Source organism: Variovorax sp. 01T439_2, assembly GCF_056398445.1.
Window position 1 is genome coordinate 1 of the sequence record NZ_JBFTPJ010000141.1, and the last position, 8,601, is coordinate 8,601.

Below are 8,601 nucleotides of genomic sequence, written 5' to 3' on the forward strand. Positions count from 1 at the left end.
AGCAGGAACTGGGCGAGGCCGGGCTCTACGGCGCACTGGCCGGCGAATATGGCGTGCCGGTGGTGATGGCCAGCGGGGACGACGTGTTCATCGCCGAGAACCGGGCGCTTTTTCCGCACGCGACCTTCGTGCAGACCAAGCGTGCCACGGGGTTCAACAGCGGGGTGTCGCTGTCACCCGAGCAGTCGCGCGACGCCATCCGGGCGGGTGTGGCCGAGGCGCTGGCTGCACGCGGTAATGCGAGGCCGCTGGTGTTCAAGGGTCCGCAGGTGGTCACACTGCGCACGCAGTCGCCGATGATGGCGGATCTGTTCTGCCAATGGCCGTCGTTCGAGCGCGTCGACGGTGTCACGTTGCGGTTTTCTGCTGAGACGGTGGAAGCGGCTGTGCGGATGCTGAACTGCTGTTCGGCGATGTCTTCTATGTTGCGTTGAGTTTTTTGGGTTCCGGGGCCGGGTCTCGCCCCGGCGGGCGACTCACTTTCTTTTGCTTCGCCAAARRAAAGTARGCAAAGAAAAGGCGACCCTACTGTCTGCGTCCCTCCGCTTCGCTGCGGGCAACCTGCGGTGCTCGATTMCGGCGGGGGTCCGCAGAACTCGCTCCACTGCGTTGCGCTCGGACAGGTGCGGCCCTGATCCCGCCTCCATCTGCGCTCCTCGGCGCATACAGAAGGGGTGGGAGCGGGCGGCCTTCGCTTCGCTCGGCCCCAATATCCAACAGCCAATACCAACAGCCAATTCCAACCACCGCGGCGCGCAGCGCCGCGGTGGCTTGGTGGCCGAGCGAAGCAAAGGCCYGTGTGGTTCCCAAGCCCCTCTGTATGCGCCGAGGAGCGCAGCGTTTCGCGGATCAGGGCCGCAGCTGTCCGAGCGAAGCGAGTTCTGCGGACCCCGCGAAACGCGAGCACCGCAGGTTGCCCGTAGCGCAGCGAAGGGTCGCAGACAGTGGGGTCGCCTTTTCTTTGCTTACTTTCTTTTGGCGAAGCAAAAGAAAGTAAGTCGCCCGCCGGGGCGAGACCCGGCCCTGGGAAAAAACAGCACCCTCAGGCCGCCAGCCTGGCCAACTTGCGCTCACTCATCCGCTTCGCAACCCGCGGCAACACCAGCACAGCCACAATGACAACCACCAGCGTGATCGACATCGGCCGCTGGAAGAACACCACGGCACTGCCCTCCCCGATGGACATCGCATTGCGCAGCTGCGCTTCGGCCAGCGGCCCGAGGATCATGCCCACCACCACGGGAGCGGTCGGAAAGTCGAAGCGCCGCATCGCCACGCCGAGCAGGCCGATGCCGTAGAGCAGGAACAGGTCGAATGCGCTCTGGCGCATGCCGTAGGCACCCACCGTCGCAAAGATCAGGATGCCGGCGTAGAGCTGCGGCTTGGGAATCTTCAGCAGCTTGACCCACAGGCCCACCATCGGCAGGTTCAGCACCAGCAGCATCACGTTGCCGATGTAGAGCGAGGCGATCAGCGCCCACACCAGCGCGGCCGAGGTGGTGAACAGCTGCGGCCCCGGCTGAATGCCGTAGTTCTGGAACGCGCCCAGCAAGATGGCGGTGGTGTTCGACGTGGGAATGCCGAGCGTGAGCAGCGGGATCAGCGCCGCGGTCACCGTGGCGTTGTTGGCGGCTTCGGGGCCGGCCACGCCTTCGATGGCGCCGGTGGTGCCGAACTCGGCCTTGGCGTCGGCATCCTTGGCCAGCTTCTTTTCCGTCGCATAGCTCAGGAAGGTCGGAATCTCGGTGCCGCCCGCGGGAATGCAGCCGAACGGCGTGCCGATGGCGGTGCCGCGCAGCCATGCCGGAATCGAGCGCTTCCAGTCGCGCTTGCTCATGTGCACGCGGGTCAGCTTGTTCTGGGCCTCGACCACCTTGCCCTCGTAGAGCACGGCGTACAGCACTTCGGCCACCGCGAACAGGCCCACGGCCACCAGCACAATCTCGATGCCGTCGAGCAGTTCGGGAATGCCGCCGGTGTAGCGGCCCTGGCCCGAGATCTGGTCGAGGCCGACGCAGCCGGCCGCCAGGCCGATGAACAGCGCCGTCATGCCGCGCAGCGTGCTCTTGCCGAKCACCGCGCTCACGGTGGTGAAGGCCAGCAGCATCAGCAGGAAGTACTCGGGCGGCCCGAGCTTCACGGCGAACTCGGCCACGAACGGCGCGAACAGCGTGACGATCACGGTGGCGATGGTGCCGGCCACGAAGGAGCCGATGGCGGCGGTGGCCAGCGCTGCGCCCGCCCTGCCGCTCTTGGCCATCTTGTTGCCTTCCATCGCCGTCACCATGCTGGCGGTTTCGCCGGGCGTGTTGAGCAGGATGGACGTGGTCGAGCCGCCGTACATGGCGCCGTAGTAGATGCCCGAGAAGAAGATCATCGAGGCCGTGATGTCGACCTTGCCGGTGATCGGCAGCAGCATGGCCACCGCCACGGCCGGGCCGATGCCCGGCAGCACGCCGACGGCCGTGCCCAGGGCGCAGCCCACCAGGCACCAGAGAAGATTGACGGGGGTGATCGCCGCGGCGAAACCCATCATGAGTGCGTTGAAAATGTCCATGTCAGATCCAGCCGGTGGTCGTGAGGCCCGGCAGGTTGATGGCCAGGAACTTGGTGAACATCCAGAACACGGGCGCCGAGATGAGCGCGCCGGTCACAAGGTCGATGGCCCAGGTGCGCGGCTGGTTGGCCGAGGGATGGCCGCTCGCGCGGCGCAGGCCCTGCACCGCCAGCACGTAGCACAGCGTGCAGCTCAGGATGAAGCCCAGCATGGTGATCAGCGCCGCGTTGAGCAGCAGGCCGGCCGACACCCAGACGAAGCCCGGCCAGTAGGCATGCTCCGCGCCCGAGGGTGCGTCGAGCTCGCGAAAGCCGCCGGTGCGCGCTTCCCAGAGAATCCAGGCGCCGCACAGCGTGAGCACGCCCGACACCAGCCAGGGCAGGAAGTTGGGCCCGACGCCGCCGTAGCCGGCCTCGGAAGAAATGCCGATGGCGCCGAAAGCCAGCGCCAAGCCGGTCAGCAGCACGCCGGCCCCGACCAATGTTTGCGGCCACGTGGCCGCAGCTTGCGGCGAGACCGAGGATTCTGGAGTTGTCATTTTTTGCTCCCGCAGTCAGGGAAAGGAACGGGGACTCGCTGAAAGCCCCCACTACTCGAAAGAGCCCCCATCCCCTGCCAGGAACACCGAGGAACCGGCTCCGCCGGGCCTCTGGTGTTGCCCCCGGTAGGGGGTTGGCGTAGCGACACGAAGTGCGCGAAGACTGGGGGCGAGCGAAATCAGATCATCCCGGACTTGGCCATGATCGCGCGCAGGCTCGCGAAGTCGTCGTCGACGAACTTGGCAAAGGCGTCGCCCGACAGCACGGCCGGCGTCCAGTCGTTCTTCTTGAGCGATTCGGCCCACGACGGGCTCTTGAGCGCGGCCAGCACCATGTCGGTCAGCGCCTTGCGCTGCTCGGCACTGATGCCGGGAGCGCCGTACACGCCGCGCCAGTTGCCGATCTCCACGTCGATGCCCTGCTCCTTGAGCGTGGGCACGTTGATGCCCGGCAGGCGCTGGGCCGAGGTGACCGCAATGGGCTTCATCTTGCCGGCGGCGATGTACTCGGCGAACTCGCTGTAGCCGCTGCCGCCGACGGTGACGTTGCCACCCAGGATGGCGGCCGTGGCTTCGCCGCCGCCGCGGAAGGCCACGTAGTTGATCTTGGACGGATCGGCGCCGACCTTCTGCGCGATCATGGCCGCGGCAATGTGCTCGGTGGAACCGCGCGAACCGCCGCCCCACTTGACGCTGCCCGGGTCCTTCTTGAGCTGCTCGACCACGTCCTTCATGGTCTTGAAGGGCGAATTGGCCGGCAGCACGAACACGTTGTATTCGGTGGTCAGGCGCGCAATTGGCGTGGCCTGCGAGAGGTTGACCGGCGGCTTGCCGGTGATGATGCCGCCGAGCATGACGGAGCCCATGACCATGAGCGCGTTCGGATCGCCCTTGGAGCCGTTCACGAACTGGGCCAGGCCCAGCGCGCCGGCGGCGCCGCCCTTGTTGTCGTAGGTGACCGTGTCGGCCTGCTTGGATTCGGTCATTGCCTTGCCCAGCGCGCGGCCCGTGGTATCCCAGCCGCCGCCCGGGTTGGCTGGAATCATCATCTTGACGTTGGCTGCGGCGCGTGCCGACAACGGCAGGGCTCCGGCGGCGGCCAGCGCGGCCAATGACTTCAAAAAGGTGTCGCGACGCATCGTTGTCTCCTGAGAACTAAAGAAAACCTGACTTGGACCTGAGCCGCTATCATGCGCCGCCCTGCTGTCAGTTGGCTGTCCACCGGACTGGGGAAAACACCGAAGTACCATTCCCCCACCACACCCCATGAAGCTGCTGCTGGTCGAAGACGATCCCTCGATGCAGGTCACCCTGCAGCGCGCCCTCGCCCGCAGCAGGATCGACGTGCGCATCTGCGGCGACGGCGCCCTGGCCGTCGAGCAATGGCGCGCCCTGGAGCCCGACGTGGTGGCGCTCGACCTGAGCCTGCCCAACCTCGACGGCCTGCAGGTGCTGGCCCAGGCGCGCGCCGCGGGGCTGCGCACGCCGGTGCTGCTGCTCACGGCCCGCGGCACGGTCGGCGACCGCATCATGGGCCTGAACGCCGGCGCCGACGACTACCTGCCCAAGCCCTTCGATCTCGACGAACTGGAAGCACGCATCCGCGCACTGCGCCGGCGCCACCAGAACGCCGGTGCCGACGCGGTCCTGAACCCGCAGGAGGTGGGCGGGCTGCGCTTCGACCCCGAAAGCGGCGCCATCTACCACCGCGCCGGCATCCTGGAGCTCACGCCGCGCGAGCTGGCGCTGCTCAAGGCGCTGATGATGARGCCCGGCCACGCGGTGAGCAAGGAGCGGCTCTTCGAACTCGTGTTCCCGGGTGAGACCGACGTGCAGTACGAGGCCATCGAGGTGGTGGTGTATCGCCTGCGCAAGAAGCTCGCGGGCACCGGCGCGGCGCTGATGACGCTGCGCGGACTGGGCTACCTGCTGCGCGCCGAGCCATGAAGAGGGCCTTGTCGCTGCGCGCGAGGCTGCTGCTGGGCATTCTCGCGCCGGTGGCGCTGTTCATCGTGATCAACAGCGTGAGCCTGTACCGCCAGAGCCTGGCCGCTGCCACCACGGCCTACGACCGCACGCTGCTCGCGTCGGCCAAGACCATCGGCGAGCAGCTCGACGTGGAAGGCTACGACGAGAACGCGCGGCTGCGCGCCATCGTGCCCTATTCGGCGCTCGAGGCCTTCGAGGCCGACAACCGCAGCCGCCTTTTCTACCGCGTCTCCGCGCTCGACGGCGAGATGGTCTCGGGCTTTGCCGAGTTGCCGTTCTGGCGCGGCCGCATCCCCGACCGCGGGGCCTATGCGGCACTGGTCGACTTCTACGACGCGCGCTTTCGCGAGCAGCCGGTGCGCATGGCGGTGTTGCTGCAGCCCGTGGCCAGCGGCCGCGGCCGCGGCATGGCCGTGGTGCAGGTGGCCGAAACCCTGGAGCTGCGCGAAACGCTGGTGCGCAAGCTGCTGGTCGACATGCTGTGGCGCCAGCTGCTGCTGATGGGCGTGATCGCGCTGGTGACCGTGCTGGTGGTGCAGCGCGCCACGCGGCCGGTGCGCGAGCTCGGCGAAGCCATCGAGAAGCGCGCGGCCGACGACTTTTCCCCGATCGACGCGCCCGACGCGCCGCGCGAACTGCGCCCGCTGGTCGATGCCACCACCGAGGTCATGGGCCGGCTGCAGCGACTGCTCGACCACCAGAAGCGCTTCGTGCGCGACAGTGCCCATCAGCTGCGCACGCCGCTCGCGGTGCTCAAGGCGCAGGTGCAATCGGCGCGGCGCGGCGACGTGCCGCCCGAGCAGGCGCTGGGCGAGATCAGCCAGACCGTGGAGCGCGCCACCACGCTCGCCAACCAGATGCTGTCGCTCGCCAAGGTCGAGCAGCTGCGCCAGCGGCCGGAATCGATGCCGCTGGAGCTTGGCGAGGTGGTGCGCCAGATTGCGCTCGACCTGTCGCCGCTGATCGCCGACAAGGCGCTGGACTTCGAACTGGCCATCGACGGGCCCGTGACGGTGCGCGCGCACCAATGGATGCTGCAGGAGCTCACGCGCAACCTGCTGCACAACGCCATCAAGCAGAGCCCGCGCGGCGGCGCCCTTTCGGTGATGGTGCGCTCGGACGGCCCGGAAGCCGTGCTGACGGTGCGCGACCAGGGGCCCGGCATTGCGGCCGAACTGCGCCAGCGCCTGTTCGCGCCGTTTTCCGCCGGCGACACCGCCAGCGGCTCGGGGCTGGGCCTGGCCATCTGCCGCGAGATCGTGCTCGCGCTCGGCGGGCGCATCAGCCTCGACAACCGCAACGCGCAGGAAAATTCCGCACAGGTGATCGGCCTCGATGCTGTCGTGCGGCTGCCTCTCTTCCACCACAATGCCTGAACCTATGGATCGCCTGCGCATCGACAAATGGCTCTGGGCCGCCCGCTTCTTCAAGACGCGCTCGCTGGCCGCGGACGAAATCGGCAAGAACCGGGTGCAGGTCAACGGCGACATCGCCAAGGCCTCGCGCGAGGTCAAGCCCGGCGACACGGTGGCCATCCGCCTGGGCGCCGTGACGCGAACCGTCACGGTGCGCGGCCTGAGCGGCCAGCGCGGGCCCGCGCCGGTGGCGCAGCAGCTCTACGAAGAAACGCCCGAGAGCATTGCGGCGCAGGCGGCCATCCGCGAGCAGCGCCGCATGGGCAGCGAACCGGCGCTGGCCATCGAGCAGGGCCGGCCCACCAAGCGCRACCGGCGCGAGCTCGACGGCGCCGCGCGGCATGCCGAATGGGACAGCCGCTGGAGCGCTTCCATCGACCCGGACGAGAGCGAACGCTGACCCGGCGCTGATCGCGTACGCTGCGTGCTTTTGCACGGAGTCCGGATTCATGGCCAGCTTCAAGAAGTACCGCGTCGACAGCAAGTTCAAACTTTCGCAGGTGGACCCCGGCGAATCTCCGTTCCTGGACGGCAACGAAGCCGACCAGCTCGCCGAGATCGACGCCCTGGCCATCGAGCTCGACGAAATGCAGAACCTGCTGCACGCCGAGGGCCGCCGCAAGGTCCTGCTGGTGCTGCAGGGCATGGACACCAGCGGCAAGGACGGCACCGTCCGCTGGGTCTTCTCGCGCACTTCGCCGCTGGGCGTGCGCGTCACCGCCTTCAAGGCGCCCAGCGACGACGAGCGCGCGCACGACTATCTCTGGCGCTGCCATGCGGTGGTGCCGCGCAGCGGCGAGATCGCGGTATGGAACCGCAGCCACTATGAAGACGTATTGGTGCCCGTGGTCGAAGGCTGGATCGACAAGGCCGAGACCCAGCGGCGCTATGCGCAGATCAACGATTTCGAGCGCCTGCTCGTCGAGACCGGCACGGTGATCGTCAAGTGCATGCTGCACATCGACAAGGACACGCAGCGCGAACGCCTGCAGGCGCGCATCGACACGCCCGGCAAGCAGTGGAAGTTCAATGTGGGCGACCTCGAGGTGCGCACCAAGTGGAGCGCCTACCAGCAGGCCTATGACAAGGCGCTGCGTGCCACCTCGACCGAGCACGCGCCCTGGTAYGTGATACCGGCCAACAACAAGCGGCACCGCAACCTGATGATCGCGCGGCTCCTGATGAAGATCCTGCGGCAGATGAAGCTCAAGGCACCGCCCGCCGACCCCGCCCTCAAGGGCATGCTCATCAAGTGACGAGCGGCGCCCGCGCCGTCAGGAGGAGCGCCGGACGGCCGACTGGCCCAGCACGCGGCACTTGCCGAATTCGCAGCGCACGGCCCAGGCCGTGCCGTTCGAGCACGGCACGCTGTACGACTCGTAGCCCGGGCCCTTGGCCGTGAGCTCGGCGCGCGGCTGGATGCTGCACTGCCCGGCCTTGGCAAGCACTTCGGCGTTGTAGGTGTCGACGCCGGTCCGGCGCGGCGCCATCACCACTTCCGGATTGAAGGCATGGCCGTAGAAGGTGTCGCGCACGTTCGGGTCGAGATTGCGATAGCCACGCTTGGCCATGCAGTGCACCACGGCGATCTGCTGGTGCTCGGCGATCAGCTCCGCGCTGGGCCGGTAGGACATGTCGATCACCGCGGCCGAAATGCCGGTGTACGAGGCCGCGGCCACGATGCCCTGCCCGTGCACCGTGATCAGGCCCAGGCCCAGTGCGAGCCACATGGCGTCGCCGGTCTCGCTGCGCGCGGTGATCCGCATTGCCGCCGTGCGGCAATCGGCCACGTCGCTGTCGTAGCGGGCCCGGTCCACGCCTTCCATGGCGACCATGGGCACGTACGACAGCCCGGTTCCGGTGCCGGGTTGCGTCGGTGTGGGCGGCGTGCTGACGCACCCTGCCAACGCAACAACGGCGCACACGATGCTCAGCAGCAGCTTCATGGAGATCCCTCGTCCTCTTTCGCGATAGTTCGGGCGATTTAACCATACAGATGGTTACTTTTGAGCCTGATTTGTCGCGAAGTTGCGACGAACGCGTTGCTGAGTGCTTTTGGCTGACAGCAAAAGAGCGACCCTGCCGTCAGGACCGCGTGGCCG

The 8,601-nt window shown here is 67.6% G+C and carries 9 protein-coding genes; 5 read left to right on the top strand and 4 right to left on the bottom strand.

From position 1 onward, the window contains the following. A partial coding sequence (locus AC1DOC_RS09285) for a M55 family metallopeptidase (protein ID WP_478129703.1) occupies window positions 1-434 on the top strand: 434 nt, incomplete at its 5' end. 608 nt (window positions 435-1,042) lie between these two features. Here AC1DOC_RS09285 and AC1DOC_RS09290 read toward each other — a convergent pair. From AC1DOC_RS09290 to AC1DOC_RS09300, 3 genes are all read right to left on the bottom strand, one after another. Continuing rightward, a complete protein-coding gene (locus AC1DOC_RS09290; protein WP_478129704.1) occupies window positions 1,043-2,557 on the bottom strand; it encodes a tripartite tricarboxylate transporter permease in 1,515 nt (504 codons plus the stop codon). Between the two features lies 1 nt (window position 2,558). Further along, window positions 2,559-3,095 (bottom strand): tripartite tricarboxylate transporter TctB family protein, encoded by a 537-nt coding sequence (locus tag AC1DOC_RS09295; protein WP_012748110.1) that lies wholly within the window; start codon window positions 3,093-3,095, stop codon window positions 2,559-2,561. Between the two features lie 179 nt (window positions 3,096-3,274). Beyond that, window positions 3,275-4,234, bottom strand: a complete 960-nt coding sequence (locus tag AC1DOC_RS09300) for a Bug family tripartite tricarboxylate transporter substrate binding protein (RefSeq protein WP_012748111.1) — start codon at window positions 4,232-4,234, stop codon at window positions 3,275-3,277. Between the two features lie 127 nt (window positions 4,235-4,361). Here AC1DOC_RS09300 and AC1DOC_RS09305 point away from each other — a divergent pair, with 127 nt between their 5' ends. Genes AC1DOC_RS09305 through AC1DOC_RS09320 form a run of 4 tightly spaced genes read left to right on the top strand, consistent with a single transcriptional unit; the run spans window position 4,362 to window position 7,755 of the window. Further along, the gene (locus tag AC1DOC_RS09305) at window positions 4,362-5,042 is read left to right on the top strand and encodes a response regulator (protein ID WP_478129705.1); all 681 of its coding nucleotides are present in this window, start codon (window positions 4,362-4,364) and stop codon (window positions 5,040-5,042) included. Further along, window positions 5,039-6,460, top strand: coding sequence for a sensor histidine kinase (locus tag AC1DOC_RS09310; protein ID WP_478079986.1), 1,422 nt, complete (start codon window positions 5,039-5,041; stop codon window positions 6,458-6,460). The genes AC1DOC_RS09305 and AC1DOC_RS09310 overlap by 4 nt, the downstream gene beginning before the upstream one ends. 4 nt (window positions 6,461-6,464) lie before the next feature. Beyond that, window positions 6,465-6,899, top strand: coding sequence for an RNA-binding S4 domain-containing protein (locus AC1DOC_RS09315; protein ID WP_478129706.1), 435 nt, complete (start codon window positions 6,465-6,467; stop codon window positions 6,897-6,899). A 49-nt stretch (window positions 6,900-6,948) separates the two neighbouring features. After that, the gene (locus tag AC1DOC_RS09320) at window positions 6,949-7,755 is read left to right on the top strand and encodes a PPK2 family polyphosphate kinase (RefSeq protein WP_012748114.1); all 807 of its coding nucleotides are present in this window, start codon (window positions 6,949-6,951) and stop codon (window positions 7,753-7,755) included. A gap of 18 nt (window positions 7,756-7,773) precedes the next feature. Here the strand turns inward: AC1DOC_RS09320 and AC1DOC_RS09325 are convergent, their stop codons facing one another. Beyond that, entirely contained in the window at window positions 7,774-8,445 is a 672-nt protein-coding gene (locus AC1DOC_RS09325) for a hypothetical protein (protein WP_436300134.1), read from the bottom strand. Window positions 8,446-8,601: the final 156 nt, after the last annotated feature.